Genomic DNA, 21,420 nt, shown 5'->3' on the forward strand with positions numbered 1-21,420 from the left:
AAGACCGTCCCCGGAAGAGGCGGACCAGGTGATCGAACACCTTCGGGACAAGGGCCTCGGGGTCGGGTTCACCTGCCGGGCGCTGGAACTGTCCGAGTCTGCTTACTACGCCCGCAAGAAGCGGCCGAAGTCGGCCCGCCGGCTGCGGGACGAGCAGCTCATGCCGCTGATCGAGGAGATCCACACGGAATCGGGCGGCACCTACGGGTCCGGCGGATCTCCCGGGCTCTGCGGTGCAAGGGTGTGGCGGTGGCCCGCGGCACGGTGGAGCGGCTGATGCGCGAGCTGGGCCTGGAAGGCGTCATCCGGGGCCAGCGGCGCCGTACCACGGTGCCCGAACCGTTGGCGCCCCGCCCGCCGGACCTGGTCGACCGGGACTTTGGGCCGAGACGCCGGTGGGAACGGCGCTCGCGGGGACGACGATTGTGGTAACCGAGCGCTACGACTCCTGATCGGGTGTCCGGAAAGGATGTCGGGGGCTGCCAGTGCGACAGACCAGCCGCGGCCGACTTGCTGTCCACCTCACTGGCGCTCCGGTCGCCGTGGTCATCCCGACGTGGGATGACCACGGCACCGGCGCCGGGTGCGCGTCGCGATCTGGTTAGCCTGGGGTTGTCTTTGCGGAGGTTGGCGGATACCAACAAGGACAACCCCGACCGTCAGGTGCGACTCAGCTTCCTGGGCTGAGCAAGATCGTCCTGGGTGTGGCCGCCCAATCTCCGTACCCGTACCTTGCGACCTTGGTCTCCCGCCTGATCGACACCCTCGCTGACTCCGGCGAGAAAGCCCTGCGGGCCATCCGGTCCGCACGGGCCGAAATCCGTAGCGGGTCCGGCTGTCGGCGGGCAAGAACGCCCCGGACACCGATGGACAGGTCACGGTCGACCTCGACGGCGTCCTCGTAATCGCGCACTCCGACAAGGAGGACGCGGCCGCGACCTGGAAGAAGACCTACGGCCATCACCTCCTGACGGCCTTCGTCGACCACGGCCCCGGCGGAACCTGAGAGCCGGTCGCCACTCTCCTCAGACCGGGGAACGCGGGCTCGAACACGGCCGCCGACCACATCACCACCACCCAACTGGCCTTGGCTCAACTGCCGAAGAAGTACCGGCGAGGGCGGCGGACGCGGATCCGCACGGACTCCGCCGGCGACATCCACGACTTCGTGTCCTGGCTCGCGAAGCGAGGCCGATGGCTGTCCTACTCGGTCGGCATGGTGATCACCGAGGCGATCCACCAGCATGTGCTGAAGATCCTGGGCCCGGCCTGCCGAGCTCACGGGCAAGCTGCTGGACGGCCGGCCCAGCGGCATGCGGCTGATCGTCCGCAAGGAACGACCTCATCTCAGTGCCCAGTTGGAGGGGGTTGCGGGGCGTGGCGTTCTGGATGGCTGCTACGTCGGTATGGGCTGTGCTGCAGCTGTTGTTGCTGTCCTGGACGGTGCGGACGGTGCGGTGGCCCACGGTGCTGCTCGTCTTCGGGGTGGGCGCTGCGCGGGCGGATGCAGTGGGGGCTGGCGGACTTCGTGGTGCTGGGCGGCGCTGCTGGAGCGGGGTTCGGTCTGCTGGAACAGCTTCTGATGTGTGCCGAGGCCGGGGGTAAGGCCCGTCCCTTGGACGAGGGGGGCTGGCTGATCGCGAAGGGCTTGATCGACCACCCGTACGTTCCCGGTCTCGGGCAGATCGTCGGTAGCTGGTTTCCCTCACCAACCGGCACCACCGGCGTCAGTGGGCCGGTACTCCCCTACGAGGTGTACATCTTCACCAGCGTGCTCGGCGGGCTGGCGGTGGGCTTGTTGTGGTGTGGTGCCCGCGCACTGACCCGGGCCGCGGCTTTCCCGCGCAACCACACCGCGATGGAGTGGCGCGAGAGGCTGGCCGCGGACTGGGGCCTGTGGATCATCCTGGCCACCGAACGCCAGGGCCGGACCGCCCCCGAAGCCGTCCGGAGTAGTCACGCAAGCTCTGGCTGGAACGGGATCAGAAGCGTTCCGCCGAACTGCCCGGCAAGAAGCTCGAAGAGCCACCGTTCACCGTACGTGGATCCGGCGAGAAGATCTCACTCGGCCTTCCGGAAGAGACGACAAGGCGGCTATCGAGGGCGCAGCCGCGCAGGGGCTGGCAGCCTGGGGATGTAGCGGGCAGACGGCCGGCTGAGGCCGGGACCGCCGGGCCGCGATCTCGGGACGCGAGGCTGTCACTCCGTGTTACCCTCATGGTTTTGCGTGCTCGTGACGGTTGGCGATCCCGCCTGTCCGGTTCCTCTTGTTCGTCGACGGCTCATTCCTACCGGGCCTTCCTCGGTACGTTCGCATGCGGAAGGCCCTTCATGAATCACCCTGACCTCCCCGGCACCTCGCACAGCGATCTCGCCCCGATCATGACCACTGCGCCAACGGTGCCCCCGGTCGCTTCCTTCGCCGACCTGGAACTACCAGCCGAGGTGCTGCGAACGCTCAGCGAACTCGGTGTACGCGAGCCCTTCCCGATCCAAGCAGCCACGCTGCCCAACGCCCTCGCGGGACGCGATGTCCTCGGGCGCGGGCGCACCGGATCGGGCAAGACTCTCGCTTTCGGCCTGCCGCTGCTCGTCCGGACGGCTGGGCGGCGCGCGGAACCGAAGCAGCCCCTGGCTCTGATCCTGGTGCCTACCCGAGAGCTGGCCCAACAGGTCACCGAGGCGCTTGCTCCGTACGCAGAGGCACTGCGGCTTCGGATGGCCACGGTCGTCGGCGGCATGTCGATCGGCCGGCAGGCCGCTGCGCTGCGCGATGGAGCCGAGGTGGTCGTCGCCACCCCCGGCCGTCTGCACGACCTCATCGAGCGCAGGGCCTGCCGCCTGGGACGGGTAGGGATCACCGTCCTCGACGAGGCCGACCAGATGTGCGACATGGGCTTCCTGCCGCAGGTGACCGAGGTGCTCGACCAGGTACACCCCGACGGTCAGCGGATGCTGTTCTCGGCCACTCTGGACCGCGACGTCGACCACCTGGTCCGCCGCTACCTCCACGACCCCGTCGTCCACTCGGTCGACCCGTCCGCGGGCGCGGTCACGACGATGGACCACCACGTTCTGGTCGTCCACGGCCCCGACCGGTACGCCGTCACCACGGAGATCGCCGCCCGCGACGGCCGCGTACTGCTGTTCCTGGACACCAAGCACGCGGTCGACCAGCTCACCCGGCATCTGCGAGCCAGCGGAGTGCACGCCGCGGCCCTGCACAGCGGCAAGTCCCAGCCGCAGCGCACACGGACCCTGGCGCAGTTCAAGAACGGCCAGATCACCGTCCTGGTGGCGACCAATGTCGCGGCCCGTGGCCTGCACGTCGACGACCTCGATCTCGTGGTCAACGTCGACCCGCCCACCGACCCCAAGGACTATGTGCACCGCGCGGGCCGTACTGCCCGGGCCGGTGAGTCCGGCAGCGTCGTCACGTTGGTGCCGGCGGGCCAGCGCCGCGAGATGAGCCGTCTGATGGCAGAGGCCGGCATCGAGCCGACCATCACCAAGGTACGCTCGGGCGAGGCGGAGCTGAGCCGGATCACCGGGGCCAAGGCCCCCTCCGGCACCCCGCTCGACGGCGGGCCCGCCACGCCCCGGCCCAAGAACAGCAATGCTCCCTTCCGCGGCCTGGGCACCAGCAAGGACACCTCCCGCGGCGCCGGCGGCAAGTCTCGAAAGGCTGCCGAGGCCCGCAAGCTCGCCGAAGCCCGCAAGGCGGCCCGGGTGCGTCGCGGCGGCTGAGAGCCGCTGCCCAGATGATCGGATACTTCCGACCCCGGAACGGAGAACCTCCAGCCCGGCCCGACCCTCCTGTGTACTGTGCATACATCTACGAGATGAACGCCCTCGTGGTGTGCCCGGCATGACAAGCTGTGCTTCCCACTGCCCGAACCCAGGAGGTCGCCATGACCGCAGAGTCCGCATCCCAAGAAGGTTCGGAGCCGACCGACCCCGAGACGTCCGTAGAAGGTTCGGAGCCTACCGACCCCGAGACGTCCGCTCTGGTGCCCGACAGCGACGGCCACTACGACCTGAAGCGCAAGTTCCGGGAGGCCCTGGCGCGCAAGCGCGGTGCGCAGGCGGACGCCGCTGATCTCGCTGCGAACGTCGAGGCGTCGAAGGTCCGTAGGACGAACGGCCCGGCTGCGAGCCAGCGGTCGTTCCGGCGCAAGAGCGGCGGCTGAGTCAATGAGCTCTTTCAGCATCGCCGCTCCAGAGTGAGCACAGCCGCGGACCTGCGGTCAGGGGTGTCGTCACCCGCGGGCCGCAATGAGATCGTGCACGCTGCCGGGCATCGTCGGCGAGATCCACAGCAGCCGCCCGACCGGGTCGGTCACCATCTGCACGTTTACTCCGTGTCGGCGGTGCTTGTAACGAGCTTGTGGGCACGGTGTTAACAGCCCCCAGAAACCACTCAGGGGCCCGACCCGCTGAGCGGATCAGGCCCTCTGACCTGGTATTGCACTGTCGGGGGGCGGGGTTTGAACCCACGGCTTCTACGTCCCGGACGGAGAAGCCGTGAGTCGTGTCTCGCCCGCCCGGCTGGTCAGTGGCCCCTCTCGCCCGGCAAGTGTGCGTCTGCGCTGAGTGTTGTCTTTGCGGAGGTTGGCGGACACCAACAAGGACAACCCCGACCGCCAGGTGCGGCTCATCTTCCTGGGCTGATGCTCGTGAGAGGACTGTAGCGTCGAATTCCGGCCGCACCGATTGCCGCGGCATCGGGCGCATGCTGGTTGTGGACTGGGCGCCCTTCGGGACAGGGCTTCACCCCGCGCGGACCGTGCTGCTTCGCTGGCAGGGTGAGTGGCAGCAGCCGGATTCCTGGGAGCAGCGCACGGAGACGCCCGGCAGGTTGAGGGGGAGATGTGACCGACGCGGAGATCGAGGAGGGCGGGGGCGTCCGGGCGCTGCGTGCCTGGGTGATGGCCGCCACGAAGCGGGCGCTGCGGCTGTACCCGCCGGGCACCCCCAATGCCGACCCGAATGTGTACGACAGCTCGATCGCCGAACTCGAAGAGCTGCTGAGGCTGTTGGAGCACGACGCGGAACCGCGGGCCACCGTGACGGTCCAGCTCGGCTCCGTCCTCACGATGCGGCACCTCGCCAGGGGCGGTGTGCCGCCGGACCGGGAGCGGGCCCGGCTGCTGCTGCGGGAGGCCCGCGATCCCCGGACCGGAACCGGGGCGGCGACGGATGCGGACGACCGGCGGTGGGCCGCGCTGGCCCTGCTGAGTCTGGCGATGCCCGTACCACCGGCAGGGGGTGGGGTCGGCCAGGCCGGCTTCTTCAACTTGCTCGACTGGCGCGCGTACCAGGAGACCGAGGAGATGGCGGCCATCGCGGCCGAGATGCCGGCGCTCCTGGCCGAGGCTCTGGAGTTGCCGCTGGCGCCGGAACTGCGCGGCCAGTTGCAGCGGATGAGCACCATTCCGGACCCCTCCGGCCCGCAGCAGGGCCGAGCCCGTACGTCGGTCGCGGCCGACGACGACCCCGATGTCGTCGCCATGGACGCCATGATGCCCTCAGTGCTCGACGCGCTCGCAGCCTTGCGAGGCGGCGACCCGGAGGCCATCAACCGGGCATTGCGGCGGCTGCGCGCCGCACACGGAAAGCTGCCGCCCGGCCATGAGGCGAGCGTCTCCATCGAGAATTTCATCGGCATGCTGCTGCAGGCGGGGGAGAGTGTCGGCGGCAACCTCCAGGACCAGTCCCTCGGTCACGAGTACGTGACGGCGTTGGCCGACCAGATGCAGTCGTTCGCAGCGGTCTCCACGACTCCGGTAACCGATGAATTCGCGGTCGCGGTCCGTGTCTACCCCCTGATGAGCCGGATCGACGCGGCCTACAAGGCGGAGGACGCGGCGACGGTGCGCGTCCTCCTCGGCGAGCTCGAGGCGCTCGAGGCGGACACCCCGCCGGACAACGGATTCCGCTTCCAGATCCAGCTGGCCCTGGCCCAGGCCTGCCTCTCGCTCGGCAACCTCACGAACGACAACGACATGCGGTTGCGTGGCGCGGACCACCACGAACAGAGTCTGGCAGCCGCAGCGCACGCACCCGCGTTCATCAGGGAGTCGCTCTCCCAGCACGCCACCGGCCCCGATGCCGTACGAGCCCGGGTCACCGGCGACCCGACAAAGCTGCGGCATGCCACCGTCGCGCCGCCTGACGCCTCGACGAGTCAGCGGTGGGACTCCGCACAGTCCCTGATGGTCCGGTACACCCTCACCCGCGACCTCCCGGATCTCGACCCTCTCATCGCCGAACTGAGGCGGGTGTGCGACGACATACGGCAGGGCCAAAGGCCCCGGTTCGCCGCCAAGGCCCAGTGGATGCTGGCAGAGGCATACCGAGCCCGCTGGCACCACACGCAGGACCCGGCGGATCAGGCCTCCGCCGCGGCCACCGCAAAAGAGGCTCTGAACACACTCGCGGCCGACGTAATCCTGCAACTGGGCTCGGAGCACAGCCTGTTGACGGCTCGCGCCGGCGCCGCGCGCAGCGTCATGGCGGCCACCTGGGCCGCGTCGCAGAACCAGGCAGAGGAGGCGGTGGCTGCCCTTGAGCTGGGCCGCGCCCTCGTGCTGCACGCCGCGTCCACGTCGCGTACCGTGCCCGAACTCCTCGAAGCGCGCGGGCAGCGGGAGCTTGCCGAGGCATGGCGAAAGGCCGGCACGGCCGACGCCGGGGAGCCCGACGGGCCCCCCGGCGAGCTGCGCAGCACTCTGCGCCGCCGCGCCCTGGAGGCGCTCGGCTACCGGCAGCACGGCCTGTTCACCACGCCCACGCTCAATGAGCTGGCGGACGGTGTCGCCGAGGCCGGAGCGGATGCGCTGGTATATCTGCTGCCCGGCGAAGGTGACGCACCCGGCGTAGGGATCGTCGTGGGGGCGGACTTCGGCGTCGGCATAGGCGGCCTTCCGCTGCTGTCCGCCACCGAGAGCGGTCCCCTTGAGCGCTACCTCGACGCGGCCGCCGAACGGTCCAAGCGGCTCGGCGAACCGGCCGCCGAACGGGCCTGGGAGGAGGCCCTGTCGACGCTCTGCGACTGGGCGTACCGGGCGGCACTCGACGACATCCTCACAGCCGTCACGCGGCACCTCACCGCCGGCGAGAGCCGCCGCGAAAACCGTTCGGGCCCGCCCAGGATCGTCCTCGTGCCGTGCGGCCGCCTGGGCGTCGTCCCCTGGCACGCCGCACGCCTGCCCGCCGCGGCGCCCCACGACCACGTCTGCCAGATCGCCGTCATCAGTTACGCGGCGTCCGGCGGCCAGTTCCTGCGCACAGTCAAGCGCGCCGGCCGGGACGCGACCGGCGCGGCGGTCCTGATCGCCGATCCCCGGCAGGAGCTGACCTACGCCGAGCTGGAGGCCACGGCGCTCTACGAGGCGTTCTACCCGCAGGCTCGTCTGTACGGCGAGTTCTACGAACCGCCCGTGGAGCCGGTGGCGGCCGGCACCCCCGACGAAGTGCTCGCGCTCCTGTCCGATCCTGCCAAGGCTCCCTCGCTGCTGCATGTGGCCTCGCACGGCTCCGCGGGGGTGCGTCCGACGGTGTCGGCGCTGCATCTCGCCTTTCCGGACGGCACCGACGTGCTGCCGGCCGAGGAGGGCGGACCCGGGGCCGCGCCGGACCGGGGCATGCTGACCGTGACCCGGCTGCTCGACCGACCGTGGCACGAACAGCCCGGCGCACAGGGGCCCCTGGTGGTCCTGAGTGCCTGCGAGACCGACCTCAGCACCCGTGACCACGACGAGGCCCTGACCCTGACGACAGCCTTCGTCTCGGGTGGGGCACGCAATGTCGTGGGATCGCGGTGGACCGCTCAGGACGGGGCCTCTGCGCTGATGATGGCGGTGTTCCACCACTACCTGACCGTCGAGGGGCAGGGACCGGCGGACGCACTCAGAGCCGCGCAGCTGTGGATGCTGGACCCGGACCGGGAAAATCCGGGCTCGCTGACCGGCACGCTGCTGCGCGAGATCCGGCGTCCAGGGCTCGAACGCCTCCCGGTCTGGGCGGCGTTCATCCACCAGGGGCACCCAGGTCCAGGACGGGCGACAGCGGCGGCGACGCAGTCCACCTCCGCGAAGGGAGCCGTTTGAACCCGGACCCCGACCGCCGGGTGCGGCTCAGCTTCCCGGGCCGAGCAGGCCGGGCGACACAATGGTCGCGGATACGTACGCGGCGAGGAGAGCGGGGAGCGAGATGGCGGCAAAGGGGCGGGTCACGATCCGTGAGGTGGCGGAGCGGGCGGGCGTGTCCGTGGCCACGGTCTCGCGCGTGCTGAGCGGAAACTACCCGGTCCCGCCGGCCACCCGCACCCGGGTCATGCGCGCGGCGCGGGCCCTGGACTACGTCGCCAACGCCCACGCCCGCGCTCTGGTCGGCGGTGGCCGCAAGATGGTCGCGGTCGTGTTGCGCCAGGTCACCAGCCCCTTCTACGCACAGGTGGCCGAGGGCGTGGAGGCCGAGGCGGCCGCGCGCGGCTGGCTGTGTCTGGTGGGCACCACGGGCGGCAACCCCCAGCGCGAGCTGGAGATCGTGCAGCTCATGCGGGAGGAGGGCGCCCGTCTTGTGATCCTGGTGGGCGGGGTGGTCGAGGACGACGCCTACCGTGAGCGCGTCGCCCACTACGCGCAGGCCCTCGACTCCTCCGGCGCCCGGCTCGTGCTGTGCGGACGGCCCGCGCCTGACCCGGACATCCCGGCGCTGGTCGTCGAGTTCGACAACGAGGCTGGGGCCCATGCCCTCACCGGGCATCTGCTCTCCGCGGGCCACCGCAGGATCGTCTTCCTCGGCGGACTGCCCGGCAACACGGCCCTGGACGCACGCGTCGCCGGCTACCGGGCCGCCCTCGCCCAGCACGGTCTGCCGCCCGAGGCCGCGCAGGTCGTCGACTGCGGCCTGGGCCGTACCGCCGGACACCGCGCCATGGCCGAACTCCTCGGCGGCACTGACGGCACACCGGAGTTCACCGCGGTGTTCGCCGGGGACGACATGGTGGCCGCCGGGGCCCTGCGCGCCATCGCCGAGGCGGGTCTGCGCGTCCCCGACGACATCTCCGTCGTCGGCTACAACGACATCCCGCTCGCCGAGGACTTCAACCCCCCGCTCACCACGGTCCGCACCCCCGCCGAGGAACTTGGCCGCGCCGCCGTACGCATCGCCCTGCACGACCCCGAACACGCCGCGGGCGCCCACCATGTGCTCGGCACCCACATCGTCGTACGCGACAGCGTCGCCGCGCCTCCGCCGCTGCCTGTGTCACGGGCGGACGGCGACGAGGACATGGCTGTCCCCGAACTGCCAGACCGGCCCGGCCTGGGCGAACCCCGCCTGCCGTAGCAGCGCGATATGCCGCGACAGACACAGGCCGTTGTGGCCGACCCCCGAGTCCTGCCGGTGTGCTGGTTGCCGGCTCTCGCGGCGCTCGGCGAGCAGCCCGGCCAGCTCCGGGTCCTCGGCCGTGGCGGCCCACCAGGACTCCCAGTCCTCGTGGGCGAACGCGCGCAGCCGCGCGGAGCGCCGCGCCCCGACATGGGCGGCGATCCGCGCCGGCTGGGTGTCGTCCGGTGGAAAGTGGTCGGCGTTGACGAGGACACCGCCGGGGCGCAGCAGGGCGGCGAGTCGCTGGTAGGTCCGGCGCAGCGACTCCTCGGTGAGGCAGTGCAGCGCCGTCGTGGAGACCGCGGCGTCCAGGGGGCCGTGCAGGCCCAGTACGTCGGTCCACCCCGGCTCGCCGATGACCGCCTCGACATAGCGGGCCGCGGCGGCGTGGCGGGTTCGGGCGAGGGCCAGCAGCAGGGGGTCGCGGTCCACCGCGACGATCTCCGCGGCCGGCATCCGCTCGGCCAGCCGCGCGGTCAGCGACCCGGGGCCGCAGCCGAGGTCGACGATCAGCGGGCGCGGCCGGTCGGCCGTGCTGTGCTGCACGACGTCGGCGATCACGGTGAACCGTTCCTCGCGGTCGACCGCGTAGCGCTGCTGCTGACGCTCCCAGCGCCCTACCCACCGCTCGGCCGCGGCCCTGCTCAGCCTCATCGGGTCGTACCACCTTGCTGTTCTCTGCTGCTCTGTGCTGTTCCCTGCTGTTCTCGGCGCGCCTGAAGCCTACAGATGGAAACGGTTCCCATTCACATCTGTCCGGAGAATTCACCCGATTCGCTGAGTTTGAACCATGAGTTTCACTGAAGCCCGCGCAACACATCGAGCAGCCGCTCGATCTCCTCAGGGGTGTTGTGGAGGTGCAGACTCACCCGCACCGACCCGGTCCGCTCGCCCGCGCTGCCCTGGCAGTGGCTGTCCGAGCGGACCATGAAGCCATGGCTGAAGAGGATGAACCCCAGGTCGCCGGAGGTGATTTCGCGATGCCGGAAGGCGACGATGCCCTGGCGCCGCTGCACGGTCGAGTCCGCGGCGAGGCTGGTCCGGCAGCCCAGCACCTCGTACGCGTCCAACCGCCGCAGCCCGTCGGTCAGCCGGGCCGCCAGGGCCATGGTCCAGCGTTCGATCCGGTCGAGGCCCGCCGCGTCCAGCCAGTCGAGCGCGGCGGCCAGGGAGACGATGCCCGCGGTGTTCGGGGTGCCGCTCCAGCCGCCGGGCCGGAACTTCGGCCCGCGCGCCTGCCGGGCCCACACCGCGCCCGAGCCCGGCAGGGCCAGGGCCTTGTGCCCGGAGAAGACGACGAAGTCCACGTCGAGGTCGGCCACGGAGACCGGCAGATGGCCGACGCTCTGGGCGGCGTCCAGGCAGATGACCGCCTGAGGGCCGACGGCCCGGCGGATGCGGTGGACGTTCATGTCCGCGCCGTAGACGTGGTGGACATGCGTGACGGCGACAAACCGGGTCCGGGGCCCGGCGAGTGCTGCCAGCGCGCGGTGGTCGTAGTCGCCCGAACCCTTCTGGTACGGCATCTCGACGACGGACACCCGGACACCCTGGCGGGCCAGCAGCCGCTGCGCCTCCAGCCAGGGGGAGATGTTCGCCTGGTGGTCCGCCATGGGCACGACGATTTCGTCCCCGTCGGCCAGATACTCCGGGAGCCAGTCGCGGGCCACGGTCCGCAGACCCTCCGTCGTACCGCTGGTGAAGTGTGTGCACGACCTGTCGGGGGTCGGGTCGTGCAGAAACTCCTTGATCCGGTCCCGGGCCTCCTCGACCAGCGCCGTGGTCCGGTTGGCCCAGGGGTAGGTGGCGCGCCCGGCGTTGGCGTTGGTGGTGGTGAGATAGGCCCAGACGGCGTCGAGCACGGCCTGCGGCTTCTGCGCGGTGGCCGCGCTGTCCAGGTAGACCAGATCCGGCTGGCCGGTGACGATCGGGAACTGGGCGCGCAGCCGGCGCTGCCACTTCCGCAGCTCTTCCAGTGCCTCCAGAGATTTCAGCCCTTCCGGCCCCTCCGGCGCTTCCGGCATGGCGGCCACCTCAGTCCCGTACGAGCGGTGCGCCGGCGTCGCGCCAGGCGATGATGCCGCCTTCGAGGCTGCGTATGTCGGGGTGGCCCATCCGGGTCAGCAGCGCCGCGTACCGAGCGGACTTCTCGCCCACCGGGCAGGCCAGCAGCACCGGCCGGCTGCGGCTGAAGGGCAGGCCGCCGTGGACCAGCTCCTCGAACAGCTCGTCCACGATGTTCACCGAGCCGTCGATATGCAGCGCGGCGTACGCGTACGGGCTGCGCAGATCGACCACCAGCGGCCCCTCCCGATCGATCCACGCCCGCGCGTCGGGGACCGTGATGGACGGCGCGGCCAGCGCCTCGGCGTCGGACACATCGGCGGCGGAGTACTTCCGGCGCGGGTGGCCCAGCAGCTCCGGGCGCCGCTGCCGGACGTAGCTCAGATAGCTCTCCACCCGGTCGCAGACGATGAACACCGCGGTCCTGCGGCCGCCCCCCGGCTCCGACGGCTGCTCACCGCCCGGGTTCTCGTCACACGTCTTCTCGGCGCGTATCTTCTCGTCGTACGCGCGCAGATGGCGTACGGCGCCGACGTACGCGGCGCCACCGGTGGGCCCCGCCATGATGCCGCAGCGCCGGTTCAGGGTCAGCAGTCCGTCGATGGCCTCGTCCGCGCTGACGGACTCGATGGTGTCGTAGGTGTCCGGGTCGAACAGCCCGACCTCGTGCACCTCGTCGAGGGTGCGGATGCCCGGGATGAAGTCGGACTTGGCCGCCACCAGGCCGACGACCCGCACCCCGGGGTCGTGTTCGCGCAGCACCCGGGCGACGCCGGTGGAGGATCCGGCGGTGCCCACGCAGGCGATGAACCAGTCCGGGGCCTTGCCGTCCAGATCCTTGACGATCTCCGGCCCGGTGCCGGTGATATGGGCCTCGGTGTTACGGGCGTTGAAGTACTGGTCGGTGTGGAGATAGGCGCTGCCGGACGCGGCGAGCGTGCGGTGGAAGACGGTGAGCGGGTCGTCCGTCGCCGTCGGGTCCAGACACTCGCTCTGCCCCGGCAACTCCTCGATCTCCGCGCCCAGCAGCAGAAGCAGATCCTTGATCTCCGGCACCCGCATCCGGTTGGTCACGCTCTTGAAGGACAGCCCGTGCATGCCCGCGATCACGGCGAGCGCCTTGGCCGTGTTTCCGCTGGAGAGCTCGACGACCTGGCTGTCGGCCGCCATGGCGGCGGCCAGTTGCGGGCGCGCCATATGCCATGCGGCCCGGTCCTTGACCGATCCGAAGGGGTTGAGCAGTTCGAGCTTGGCGTACAGGTCGATATGGCGCAGTCCGTGCACGGCCGGGTCGATGCGGACCAGCGGGGTGTTGCCGATGGCGCCGGTGATGCTGTCGTACCTCACTGCTGTCCCCCAGGAGGTGTGATCGGCCAGTACTCCTCGTCCAGACACCAGCGCCACCCGGCGCGGTCCTGCCAGGCGGCCACCTTGCGGGCGACGGGCTGCCGTTGCGCCCGCGTGGCATGGAAGTCCATGCAGTACCCGGCCGTGTTCACAAAGGCCAGCAGATCGCCGGGGGCGGGGCGGCGCGGCAGATGCACCACCCGCCGCGTGATCAGGTCGGACTCCAGGCACAGACTTCCGAACAGATACGTCTCCACGGGTCCGGCGGGCACGCCGGACGCGCCCGGTTCGCGTGGCAGCAGGACGGGATCCATGAGGATGCCGTGTTCCTCAAGACCGATGTCGCCCGCCGTGGCCGCGAGCCGCACCCACAGCGGGCCCGCCCCCACGTCCCGGGTCTCCAGCACCCGCGCCAGGGTCACCCCGCACTGGTCGAGCAGGGCGCGGCCGGGCTCGGTGTGCAGGTCGTAGAGGTGTTCCAGAAGCAGCGTGGCCAGCGGGCGGCCACCGAAGGCGGCGGCCGGGCGGGACAGCAGATCGTCCAGATAACGCTCACCGGCCACCGGACGGTACGCCGGGTACACCCCGAGCGCACCGCGCAGCGTGCCGCCGTCCTCGCGCAGCCCGTAGCCATGGCCGCCCCAGGTCAGCGGCGGGCGGGTGCCCAGGACGGCCTGTGCGAGCTCGGTCGTGTACCGCTCCCACTGGGTACGGTCGGCGAGGTAGTTGACCCCGAAACCGCCGCCGATGTCGACGGCCCGTGGCGTCAGACCCCGGTCGCGACAGTCCTCCAGGGCCAGCAGACAGCCTTCGAGGGCGACCGCCTTCTCGGCGGCGGACGTGGTGTCGAGGTGATAGGCGACACCGGTCAGCTCCACCGCGTCGGCGTACCGCTTGAGGGTGCCCAGTACGGTGTCCAGCTCCGGTACAGGCGTACCGAAGCGGCTGCGGCGCGTCAGCACCTTGACGCCCGACGACTCGAACCCCGACAGCCGCAGCAGCACCCGGACGCGCGGCAGGCCGTGGGCGCGCACCAGCGTGGCGAGCTGGTCGAGCTCGGCGGGGGAGTCGAGGCTCACGGTGGCCCCGGTCCGGGCGGCCAGCCACAGGAACCGCGGGTCCTTCGGCCCGGTGGCCGTGATCAGGGACGGGGCGAACCCGCAGCCCAGGGCGTGCTGCAACTCGCCGAGCGAGGCGACGTCGACCCCCGCGCCGGTGGCGGCGAGGCGCCGCAGCAGGGCGCTGGACCGGTTTGCCTTGTGTGCCAGGAGGATCTGGCCCGTGAGGTGGTGGCCGCGGTACACCGAGCGGAACCGCTCCACGTTCTCGGCGAGCTGGTCGGGCAGCACCACGCCCAGCGGCGAACCGAGCGCGTCGGCGAGGGTGTGCAGCAGGTGGTCCGACTCCAGCAGCGATCCGAGCCTCGCCCCCAACCGCGGCTCCAGGTACAAGGCGCCGCCCATGCCGCGGTCGCCTCCCCCCTGAGCCCTCGAACCTTCCTGGACCTTCGCCGTGACTCGACTACCGCACTTCGTCAGAGCATTTCCGCTCGCAAGGGCGTTTACCCCCGAGCGGGTGCATCTGGCTCATATCGAAGGCCCGGGCGGGCCGGGCGGCCCGGGCGGGCCGGGGGAGGGTGCCCGAGATCGAGAGTCGGCTGCGGTGCCTTTGCCTTCGGCCGCTCGGCCACGCCGGCCATCGGGCCGGTGGCGGGATTCGAACCCGCGAGGATCGTTGATCCAGAAGTATCCGCCGCCTGCGCACCGGGCACCCTCCCGGCCGAGACCACGGTAGCCGTCGGCAGCGACCAGGCCGAGCGGGTTTTCCGCGGGGGCGGGTGGTCGGGCCGGTCAGCGCGGTACGAGCTTGAGCGTCGTGGCGCGCGCCGTGTCCGCGACCATGGGCCTGACGTACGTTCCGCTGTAGCGGCTGTACTTGGAGCGGTACGCGGCGTCGATGCGGTCGTTGACGCCGGGGTCGGGCGCCTCGACGAGGGTGACGTCCTTGTCGACGCCACCGGAGGTGATGTGGCCCGCGTGGCTGGCCTGAGCGGCGCGGTACCAGGCGCCGCCGCTGCCCCGGAAGGAGCGGACGTAGAGATCGTCGCCGTCGCGGACCACCCAGATCGGCACCGCTGTGCGCGGTGTGCCGTCCCCGCGGAGCGGAGCAATCTCGAGTTCGTCGGCCGCCGCGATGTTGCTGAGCTCGTCGCTCGTCCATATCGTCATCGGCTCGTCTCCTTCGCGATACCGGTCTTGCGAGTGATGTGGGTGATACGGCCCTCGCGTATGCGATCGCGCGCGTCAGGGGCGGGTGCGGGTGCCGACGCGTGGGCCGTTGTACTCGGCGTCGGTGACATGCTCCAGCCAGGAGACCTCGTCGGTCTCCCACAGCGCGAGATGGGCCATGAACCGGTCGGGAGCGGCGCCGTGCCAGTGCTGCTCGCCCGGGGGCGTGTAGACGACATCGCCGGGGCGGGCCTCGAGGATGTCGCCACCGCGGGACTGGATCAGCGCGATGCCCTCGACGATGTAGAGGGTCTGGCCCAGGCCGTGCGAATGCCAGGCGGTACGGGCGCCGGGCGAGAACCTGACCATGTTGGCCCGGGCGCGGGAGGGCTCCTCGCCCCGGTGGATCACATCGGCCCAGGCGTCGCCGGTGAACCACTCGGCGGGCAGTTTCATGGTCGGCGGTGGCTTCAGCAGTTCCATCGTGCGTGCTTTCTTCTCGTCGGTCTCGTCGGTCTCGAGCCCGTACATCACGTCGTTCCCGAGCCCGTACCCCCGTGTGCCCGTACAGAGGAGAGTTCCACCGCGGAAGGCAATCAACCAGGGAGAAAACTCTCCCCCCTTCGGCCCCTGCCCCTGCCCTGGAGCGGTGGCCCAGCCATTCGCGCAGCGGTCGGTTTCTGTGAAAATGGCTGGCATGACGCGCAACGCAGCCATCGAGCTGGGACAGTTCCTCAAGACCCGGCGCGCCGAGCTGACCCCCCGCTCCGTGGGGCTGCCCGACAGCGGTGCGTCCCGGCGGGTGCCGGGGCTGCGCCGCGAGGAAGTGGCCATGTTGGCCGCCATCAGCACCGACTACTACACCCGCCTGGAACAGGGCCGTATGCAGGTGTCCGAGCCGGTGCTGTCCGCCATCTCGCGTGTTCTGCGGCTGAACGAGGACCAGCGCGCGTACGCGTTCGAGCTGGCGGGCCGGGAGACCGGCCGGTCGCGTCGGCATGAGGTGCAGACGGTCAATCCGCAGTTGCAGCGGTTGCTGGACGACCTCGTCTCGATCCCGGCCATGGTCCTCGGCCGCCAGATGGATGTGCTCGCGTGGAATCCGCTGGCCGCCGCCCTGGTCGGCGACTTCGGGCAGGTCCCGCCCGAGGACCGCAACTACGCGAAGATGGTCTTCAGCGACCGAATGAAAGACCTGTACGCGGACTGGGAGGACACGGCCCTGATCACCGTGGCCCAGCTGCGTATGGAGGCGGCCCACAGCGCCGGCTCCCCACGGCTCACCGCGCTGGTGAACGAACTGTCGGAGCGGGACCCGGATTTCCGCCGGTGGTGGGCGGCTCGCCATGTGGCCGCGCGCACCGTGGGCACGAAGACGCTGAACCACCCCGTGGCCGGCCCCCTCGTCCTCGAATGGGACACGCTCACCGCCAGCACCGACCCGGACCAGCAGCTGGTCATCTGGACCGCGAAACCGGGCACGCCCTCGCACGACGGCCTGCGCATCCTCGCCTCCTGGGCCGCGGCCGGCCACCAGGCCGCCCCGGACACCACGAGCTGACCACCCTTCGCGCCCGCTCACGCCTCGTCGCTCGCTGGATCGCCCGATTGGCACCCTCTCTGTCGGCCTTGGGTGAGACGTCCCGCTCTGCGGGGTTATCCTGAGAGAGCACGACCTCGGCGGTCTCTGCATCGCGGTCACCGGAGCCGGGCCGGCATGGGACGGCCGATCGTCCTGCGGCTCGCCTCTGTGTGCACACCTGGCTGTCATCGGCCGCGACGCCGACCTCGCCGAGGTGGCTCGACGTTATGCCGACCATTCAGGCCGCTGCCCGGATGCGCGCCCAGCAACCCCTGGCCGTCGACCGGCCCCGTGGGAAGATCATCACGATGTCGTCGATCGCCGGACGGTACGGTGCCGGCCCGATGGCGCCCCTGAGCGGTAGAGGGCCGCGGCGATGCCGACGAACGAGCGGACGAGCGGGGCGGCGTCGTCGGTTTTCCAGGCGACGACGAGCCGGCTGGGCGGCATGTCGGCCAGCGGTACGACGGTGAGCCCGGCGGGCGGCGTATGCGCGAGGGGCATCAGCCCGACCGTGCCGTTCCAGAGCACGGCCTGCTGACACTCCTGGGCCGTGCGCACCACGGGACCGTCCCGGAGCTCACCGCCGGACATGGCGCCGGTCCAGCAGGCGGCCCAGAGGGGATCGGTGCCCTCGGGCAGCCGGAACCATGGGCGCCCGGCGAGATCGCGCAGGTGCAGGGTGGTCTGGCGGGCGAGCGGGTCCTCGGTGCGCAGCACCGCCCCGACCGGGTCGGAGCGCAATACATGGGTGCTGATTCCGGTGTCGTCGAACGGTGTCCGGGTGAGCGCGACATCGACGAGACCTGCCCGCAGGCCCGTGGTCGGGTCGGCGAAGTCCGCTTCGCGGATGCCGACATGGATATCGGGGTGGCGTCGGCGGAAGGCCGCGACGAGGCGGTGACCGGCCTGTTCGGCGCTGTCGGCGAGGGTGCCGATGGTCATGGTGGCGGCACCGGCCGCGGCGGCGACCCGGGCGCGCGCCTGCTCGGCAGCGGCCAGCAGCGTGCGCGCCTCGTCGTAGAGCGCGGTTCCGGCGGCGGTGAGCGCGACTCCCGTGGCGGAGCGGCGCAGCAGGGGCGCGCCGAGCTCGGTCTCCAGCTGCTTCACGGCCCGGCTCAGCGGCGGCTGGGTCATATGCAGCCGGACCGCGGCGCGCCCGAAGTGGCGCTCCTCGGCGACGGCCACGAAATAGCGGAGCGAGCGTAGGTCCATCACCGGCAACGATACCCGCGCGGTATCGGGCCTGCGGAACCGGTGTTGGACCCGCCCCTGCCTCCCGCGCTGGACTGGGACGGACCCGAAAGGAGCCTGTGTCATGACCGAATACACGCTGCCCGAGCCCGTGGTACGGACCGCCCACGCGCGGGAACTCGCCCGCGATCTGGTGGTGATCCCGAACCGGGGCGTCCAGCTGGTGCCCAACGTCGGCATCATCGGTGGCACACACTCCGTACTGGTCGTCGAGACCGGAATGGGCCCGCGCAACGCCGCCGCCGTGCTGAAATTCGCGGCCGATCACGCCGGTGGCCGCAAGCTCTATCTGACGACGACGCACTTCCACCCCGAGCACGCCTTCGGCGCACAGGAGTTCGCCGGGGAGGCTACGTACCTGGTCAACAAGGCGCAGGCCGAGGATCTGGCCACCAAGGGCCCCGGCTACCTCGAGATGTTCAGAGGGCTCGGCGAGCCGGTCGCCCGGCAGCTGGAGGGGGTCGAACTGGTGGCTCCGGACCTCGTCTACGACACCTCGTACGACCTCGACCTCGGCGGCCGGGCGGTGCGGCTGCGGGCCACCGGCCGGGCGCACAGCAAGGGGGATCAGGTGGTCACGGTCCCGGACGCCGGGGTGATGTTCACCGGAGATCTGGCGGAGGCCGGGCAGTTCGCGATCTTCCCCTGGTTTCCGCCGCACGACACCGATGTGTCCGGCATCCGCTGGATCGAGGTGATGCGGCGCCTGGCCGCCGAGGACCCACGGGTGGTGGTACCCGGCCACGGCGACATCGGCGGCCCGCAACTGCTCGCCGACGTCCGTGACTACCTCCTGTCGCTGCGCGAGGAGACCTGGGTGCGCCGGGACTCGGCCATGAGCGAGGAGACGATCACCGAGGAGGTCAGGGCGGTGATGATCGAACGGCATCCGCAGTGGGCGGGACGGGAGTGGATCGAGAAGGGCGTGGGCTGTCTGTGCGCCGAGCACTCCTGACCCGCTGTTCTGCCCCGTTGAAGCGATTGTTCGATGGCGTGGATCCGGCTTGCGCAACAATCCCCCGGCCACTGGACTGGGCCCTGTCCATCACACCCGTCACGGGTGTTCGGATCGTCCCGGGGGGAATCGTCCATGGGCGGGCTGCGGCGCGGCGTCTGTCCCGAGCGAACGTGGGAGACGGTGGCGGCCCGGCCACATCCGCGGCTGCGGCCGGGTGTGCACGGCTACCGCGGCTTCCGGATGGCCCTCGGGCGGCCCCGGCGCCGACTGGAGCTGCCCATCGGGGCGGTGACCCTCATGCTCGGCTTCCAGGGCTCGCTGCGGATCAGCGACCCGACCCGGCCCTCGTCCGCGGCCGACTTCACCTCCGTGCTCATGGGGCTCGGCACCCATGCCGGGCAGGGGGAGCACAACGGCAGTCTGTACGGGGTGGAGGTGGTCCTCGAACCATGGGTGGCCTTCACCCTGTTCGGGGTGGCCATGCACGAGCTGGCCGAGACCGTCATCCCCCCGGGCGAACTCCTCGGCCCCCGCATCCACGACCTGACCGACGCGCTCGCGGCCCTGCCCGGCTGGCCCGAACGGTTCCAGCTGCTGGACACCGTGCTGCCGGCCTGGGCCGCCGGCGGGCCGCCGTGCGCACCGCCCGTGGTGGCCGCCTGGCGGGAGCTCGTACGCACCGGCGGCACCGTGCCGATCCGCCGGTTGACCGCGCTTACGGGCTGGGGGTCACGGACGCTGGAGAAGCGGTTCCGGGAGCAGATCGGCCTGCCGCCCAAGACCGCAGCGCGCGTGCTGCGGCTGCGGCGCGCCTTGCGACTGCTGGCGCGAGGCTGCGTCCCGGCCCAGGTCGCGGCCGCCTCCGGCTACTGCGACCAGGCGCATTTCACCCGCGAGTGCACGGCGATGACCGGCCTCCCGCCACGCCGGCTGCACCTCGCGCGCACCGCCTCCACCACCGCCCTCATGGCCCACGACCGGATGCGCGGAGAGGTCACCAGCATCGTCCTGACCGACCAGCGGCCCTCCCGCTGAGCGTGGTGGGTTGGAAGGCGTCACTCCGCCCGTGGCAGCACCGCCACCGCCCGTAGCCCGCCGACGGGGGAGCGGCCCAGTTCGAGGCGGCCGCCCGAGGCGGCCAGGAGCCCCGCGGCGATCGTCAGCCCGAGGCCCGTTCCCTTGCGGTCGGGTCCGGAGCTTCCGCGCCAGAACGGCTCGCAGGCGTGTGAGATCTCCTCGTTCGTCATTCCGGGCCCCTGATCGCGGACCTCCACACGGGCCTCGGAGGCGGCGGTGTGCACCGCCACGAGCACGCTGCCCCCGCCCGGTGTCACATGCAGCGCGTTGTCGAGCAGGATGTCGAGGACCTGCTCCAGGGAGCTGCGGACGTGCCTGCCGGTGACGGCGGTCCCGTCCATCCGCAGCCGTACGCCACGGTCCGCGGCCAGGGCCGACCAGGCGTCGACGCGGGACGCGGCCACGCTCAGGACGTCGACCGTCTCGACCGGGGTGTCGGCGCCGTGGTCGACGGTGCCCCAGGCCAGCACCTGTTCCAGCACATGGGAGAGGCGGTCCACCTCGTGGAGCACACCGGAGACCTCGCGTCTGGCGGCCGTATGGGACGCACCGGTCAGCGTGTCCTGCAGCAGCTCCAGACGGAGCCGTACGGAGGACAGGGGGCCGCGCACCTGATGGGCGGCCACGGCGGCCATGGAGGGGGAGCCGACAGCGGGGAGCGGCGGTGCCGGGACCGGTGCGGGGGCGGGCAGCCTCTTCGTCATCGTGGTACGTCCAGTCTCAGGCGTGCGCGGCGGTCGGCAGCGCCAGCCGATAGCCGACTCCGCGCACGGTCTCGATCCATTCCGTATGGCCGAGCTTGGCGCGCAGCGAGCCCACATGGACGTCGAGGGTCCGGGTGGACCCGAACCAGTTCTCGTCCCACACCCGGCACATGATGTCCTGGCGCTCCATCACCGCTCCGGGCTCTTCGAGCAACATCGCCAGCAGGTCGAACTCCTTGCGGGTGATGTGCACTTCCGAGCCTTCCACGAACAGCTTGCGGGTGCGCGGGTCCAGCCGGATCGGGCCGGCCTGGAGGAGAGGCTGCAGCGGGGGCTGCGCCGGACCGTGCGGTTCCGGTTTCGGAAGGGACGTTTCCAGGGAGACTGGGGCGGGAGCCACCGCGTCGGCTGCGTGCTGGGGACAGCCCCCCGCCCTGCGCAGCACGGCCTGGATACGGGCCACCAACTCATAGCGGCTGAAGGGTTTGGCGACGAAATCGTCCGCGCCCATGTGCAGGGCCATCACCCGGTCCAGTTCCTCGGTTCTGCCGCTGAGCACGATGACGGGTACGCACGACAGCTCGCGGATCCGCCGGCAGACCTCGTGGCCGTCGAGATCCGGCAGGCCGAGGTCGAGAAGGACCAGGCCCGCGTCCGCGAGCCGGGTCAGGGCTGCCGCGCCCGTGCCTACGTAATTCGATTCATAACCGTGGACGCGTAAGGTCTGCTTTAGAGCCTCGGCTATTCTGTCGTCGTCCTCGACGATCAGGATGTTCATGGATCTGGTCCTCCCCCGTGGGCGGAGCGCGA

19 protein-coding genes and 2 pseudogenes are annotated in these 21,420 nt (G+C 71.0%); 11 read left to right on the top strand and 10 right to left on the bottom strand.

Going from position 1 to position 21,420, the window contains the following annotated elements:
* The first annotated feature begins 28 nt into the window (after window positions 1-28).
* The 6 genes and pseudogenes from ACWDSL_RS05500 (at window position 29) to ACWDSL_RS05525 (ending at window position 4,190) form a co-directional block, all read left to right on the top strand.
* Window positions 29-277, top strand: coding sequence for a hypothetical protein (locus ACWDSL_RS05500; protein WP_450481971.1), 249 nt, complete (start codon window positions 29-31; stop codon window positions 275-277).
* Window positions 250-432, top strand: coding sequence for a hypothetical protein (locus tag ACWDSL_RS05505; RefSeq protein WP_450481973.1), 183 nt, complete (start codon window positions 250-252; stop codon window positions 430-432). Before ACWDSL_RS05500 ends, ACWDSL_RS05505 begins: the two co-directional genes overlap by 28 nt.
* Window positions 433-743: 311 nt before the next feature.
* Window positions 744-1,365: pseudogene (locus ACWDSL_RS05510) on the top strand (transposase); the annotation flags it as partial.
* 139 nt (window positions 1,366-1,504) lie between these two features.
* On the top strand, window positions 1,505-2,140 hold the full coding sequence (locus ACWDSL_RS05515) for a hypothetical protein (protein ID WP_450482076.1): 636 nt from the start codon (window positions 1,505-1,507) through the stop codon (window positions 2,138-2,140).
* 191 nt (window positions 2,141-2,331) lie between these two features.
* Entirely contained in the window at window positions 2,332-3,747 is a 1,416-nt protein-coding gene (locus tag ACWDSL_RS05520; protein WP_450481975.1) for a DEAD/DEAH box helicase, read from the top strand.
* Between the two features lie 164 nt (window positions 3,748-3,911).
* Entirely contained in the window at window positions 3,912-4,190 is a 279-nt protein-coding gene (locus ACWDSL_RS05525) for a DUF5302 domain-containing protein (protein WP_450481977.1), read from the top strand.
* A 75-nt stretch (window positions 4,191-4,265) separates the two neighbouring features.
* On the opposite strand, the pseudogene ACWDSL_RS05530 reads toward ACWDSL_RS05525, so the two are convergent.
* A pseudogene (locus tag ACWDSL_RS05530) lies at window positions 4,266-4,376 on the bottom strand (transposase family protein); the annotation flags it as partial.
* A 495-nt stretch (window positions 4,377-4,871) separates the two neighbouring features.
* Here ACWDSL_RS05530 and ACWDSL_RS05535 point away from each other — a divergent pair.
* Together ACWDSL_RS05535 and ACWDSL_RS05540 are read left to right on the top strand one after the other, a co-directional pair.
* Window positions 4,872-8,111: a CHAT domain-containing protein gene (locus ACWDSL_RS05535; protein ID WP_450481979.1), complete on the top strand. Its 3,240-nt coding sequence runs from the start codon at window positions 4,872-4,874 to the stop codon at window positions 8,109-8,111.
* Window positions 8,112-8,214: 103 nt separating this feature from the next.
* The gene (locus tag ACWDSL_RS05540; RefSeq protein ID WP_450481980.1) at window positions 8,215-9,354 is read left to right on the top strand and encodes a LacI family DNA-binding transcriptional regulator; all 1,140 of its coding nucleotides are present in this window, start codon (window positions 8,215-8,217) and stop codon (window positions 9,352-9,354) included.
* On the opposite strand, the gene ACWDSL_RS05545 is transcribed toward ACWDSL_RS05540, so the two are convergent.
* The 6 genes from ACWDSL_RS05545 to ACWDSL_RS05570 form a co-directional block, all read right to left on the bottom strand.
* Window positions 9,274-10,050: a class I SAM-dependent methyltransferase gene (locus ACWDSL_RS05545; RefSeq protein ID WP_450481982.1), complete on the bottom strand. Its 777-nt coding sequence runs from the start codon at window positions 10,048-10,050 to the stop codon at window positions 9,274-9,276. The two genes, ACWDSL_RS05540 and ACWDSL_RS05545, sit on opposite strands and share 81 nt — an antisense overlap.
* 143 nt (window positions 10,051-10,193) lie before the next feature.
* Window positions 10,194-11,420: an aminotransferase class V-fold PLP-dependent enzyme gene (locus tag ACWDSL_RS05550; protein ID WP_450481984.1), complete on the bottom strand. Its 1,227-nt coding sequence runs from the start codon at window positions 11,418-11,420 to the stop codon at window positions 10,194-10,196.
* A gap of 10 nt (window positions 11,421-11,430) precedes the next feature.
* Complete coding sequence (locus ACWDSL_RS05555; RefSeq protein WP_450481986.1) at window positions 11,431-12,807, bottom strand: pyridoxal-phosphate dependent enzyme; 1,377 nt, start codon at window positions 12,805-12,807, stop codon at window positions 11,431-11,433.
* The gene (locus ACWDSL_RS05560; protein WP_450481988.1) at window positions 12,804-14,270 is read right to left on the bottom strand and encodes a Y4yA family PLP-dependent enzyme; all 1,467 of its coding nucleotides are present in this window, start codon (window positions 14,268-14,270) and stop codon (window positions 12,804-12,806) included. Before ACWDSL_RS05560 ends, ACWDSL_RS05555 begins: the two co-directional genes overlap by 4 nt.
* 387 nt (window positions 14,271-14,657) lie before the next feature.
* Window positions 14,658-15,035, bottom strand: a complete 378-nt coding sequence (locus ACWDSL_RS05565) for a DUF2255 family protein (RefSeq protein ID WP_450481990.1) — start codon at window positions 15,033-15,035, stop codon at window positions 14,658-14,660.
* Window positions 15,036-15,110: 75 nt separating this feature from the next.
* Window positions 15,111-15,518, bottom strand: a complete 408-nt coding sequence (locus ACWDSL_RS05570) for a (R)-mandelonitrile lyase (protein WP_450482075.1) — start codon at window positions 15,516-15,518, stop codon at window positions 15,111-15,113.
* A gap of 214 nt (window positions 15,519-15,732) precedes the next feature.
* Here ACWDSL_RS05570 and ACWDSL_RS05575 point away from each other — a divergent pair, with 214 nt between their 5' ends.
* Window positions 15,733-16,596: a helix-turn-helix domain-containing protein gene (locus ACWDSL_RS05575; protein ID WP_450481992.1), complete on the top strand. Its 864-nt coding sequence runs from the start codon at window positions 15,733-15,735 to the stop codon at window positions 16,594-16,596.
* 324 nt (window positions 16,597-16,920) lie between these two features.
* Here ACWDSL_RS05575 and ACWDSL_RS05580 read toward each other — a convergent pair whose 3' ends face one another.
* The gene (locus ACWDSL_RS05580; RefSeq protein WP_450481994.1) at window positions 16,921-17,832 is read right to left on the bottom strand and encodes a LysR family transcriptional regulator; all 912 of its coding nucleotides are present in this window, start codon (window positions 17,830-17,832) and stop codon (window positions 16,921-16,923) included.
* 103 nt (window positions 17,833-17,935) lie between these two features.
* Here ACWDSL_RS05580 and ACWDSL_RS05585 point away from each other — a divergent pair, with 103 nt between their 5' ends.
* Together ACWDSL_RS05585 and ACWDSL_RS05590 are read left to right on the top strand one after the other, a co-directional pair.
* Window positions 17,936-18,826 carry an MBL fold metallo-hydrolase gene (locus ACWDSL_RS05585; protein ID WP_450481996.1) on the top strand — a complete coding sequence of 297 codons (891 nt, stop codon included), beginning with the start codon at window positions 17,936-17,938 and terminating at the stop codon, window positions 18,824-18,826.
* A 135-nt stretch (window positions 18,827-18,961) separates the two neighbouring features.
* The gene (locus ACWDSL_RS05590; protein WP_450481998.1) at window positions 18,962-19,864 is read left to right on the top strand and encodes a helix-turn-helix domain-containing protein; all 903 of its coding nucleotides are present in this window, start codon (window positions 18,962-18,964) and stop codon (window positions 19,862-19,864) included.
* Window positions 19,865-19,884: 20 nt separating this feature from the next.
* On the opposite strand, the gene ACWDSL_RS05595 is transcribed toward ACWDSL_RS05590, so the two are convergent.
* A complete protein-coding gene (locus ACWDSL_RS05595; protein WP_450482000.1) occupies window positions 19,885-20,610 on the bottom strand; it encodes a sensor histidine kinase in 726 nt (241 codons plus the stop codon).
* Window positions 20,611-20,626: 16 nt separating this feature from the next.
* Window positions 20,627-21,388: a response regulator transcription factor gene (locus ACWDSL_RS05600; protein ID WP_450482002.1), complete on the bottom strand. Its 762-nt coding sequence runs from the start codon at window positions 21,386-21,388 to the stop codon at window positions 20,627-20,629.
* Between the last annotated feature and the right edge of the window lie 32 nt (window positions 21,389-21,420).

Source organism: Streptomyces sp. NPDC000941 (genome assembly GCF_053599555.1).

Excerpts from the sequence above, each read along its gene's own strand:
- ACWDSL_RS05560 (WP_450481988.1), bottom strand. The coding sequence starts at position 14,270 with ATGGGCGGCGCCTTGTACCTGGAGCCGCGGTTGGGGGCGAGGCTCGGA.
- ACWDSL_RS05600 (WP_450482002.1), bottom strand. The coding sequence starts at position 21,388 with ATGAACATCCTGATCGTCGAGGACGACGACAGAATAGCCGAGGCTCTA.
- ACWDSL_RS05585 (WP_450481996.1), top strand. The coding sequence starts at position 17,936 with ATGACCGAATACACGCTGCCCGAGCCCGTGGTACGGACCGCCCACGCG.
- ACWDSL_RS05545 (WP_450481982.1), bottom strand. The coding sequence starts at position 10,050 with ATGAGGCTGAGCAGGGCCGCGGCCGAGCGGTGGGTAGGGCGCTGGGAG.
- ACWDSL_RS05520 (WP_450481975.1), top strand. The coding sequence starts at position 2,332 with ATGAATCACCCTGACCTCCCCGGCACCTCGCACAGCGATCTCGCCCCG.
- ACWDSL_RS05580 (WP_450481994.1), bottom strand. The coding sequence starts at position 17,832 with ATGGACCTACGCTCGCTCCGCTATTTCGTGGCCGTCGCCGAGGAGCGC.
- ACWDSL_RS05525 (WP_450481977.1), top strand. The coding sequence starts at position 3,912 with ATGACCGCAGAGTCCGCATCCCAAGAAGGTTCGGAGCCGACCGACCCC.
- ACWDSL_RS05590 (WP_450481998.1), top strand. The coding sequence starts at position 18,962 with ATGGGCGGGCTGCGGCGCGGCGTCTGTCCCGAGCGAACGTGGGAGACG.
- ACWDSL_RS05565 (WP_450481990.1), bottom strand. The coding sequence starts at position 15,035 with ATGACGATATGGACGAGCGACGAGCTCAGCAACATCGCGGCGGCCGAC.
- ACWDSL_RS05575 (WP_450481992.1), top strand. The coding sequence starts at position 15,733 with ATGACGCGCAACGCAGCCATCGAGCTGGGACAGTTCCTCAAGACCCGG.
- ACWDSL_RS05515 (WP_450482076.1), top strand. The coding sequence starts at position 1,505 with ATGCAGTGGGGGCTGGCGGACTTCGTGGTGCTGGGCGGCGCTGCTGGA.
- ACWDSL_RS05550 (WP_450481984.1), bottom strand. The coding sequence starts at position 11,420 with ATGCCGGAAGCGCCGGAGGGGCCGGAAGGGCTGAAATCTCTGGAGGCA.
- ACWDSL_RS05540 (WP_450481980.1), top strand. The coding sequence starts at position 8,215 with ATGGCGGCAAAGGGGCGGGTCACGATCCGTGAGGTGGCGGAGCGGGCG.
- ACWDSL_RS05595 (WP_450482000.1), bottom strand. The coding sequence starts at position 20,610 with ATGACGAAGAGGCTGCCCGCCCCCGCACCGGTCCCGGCACCGCCGCTC.
- ACWDSL_RS05570 (WP_450482075.1), bottom strand. The coding sequence starts at position 15,518 with ATGGAACTGCTGAAGCCACCGCCGACCATGAAACTGCCCGCCGAGTGG.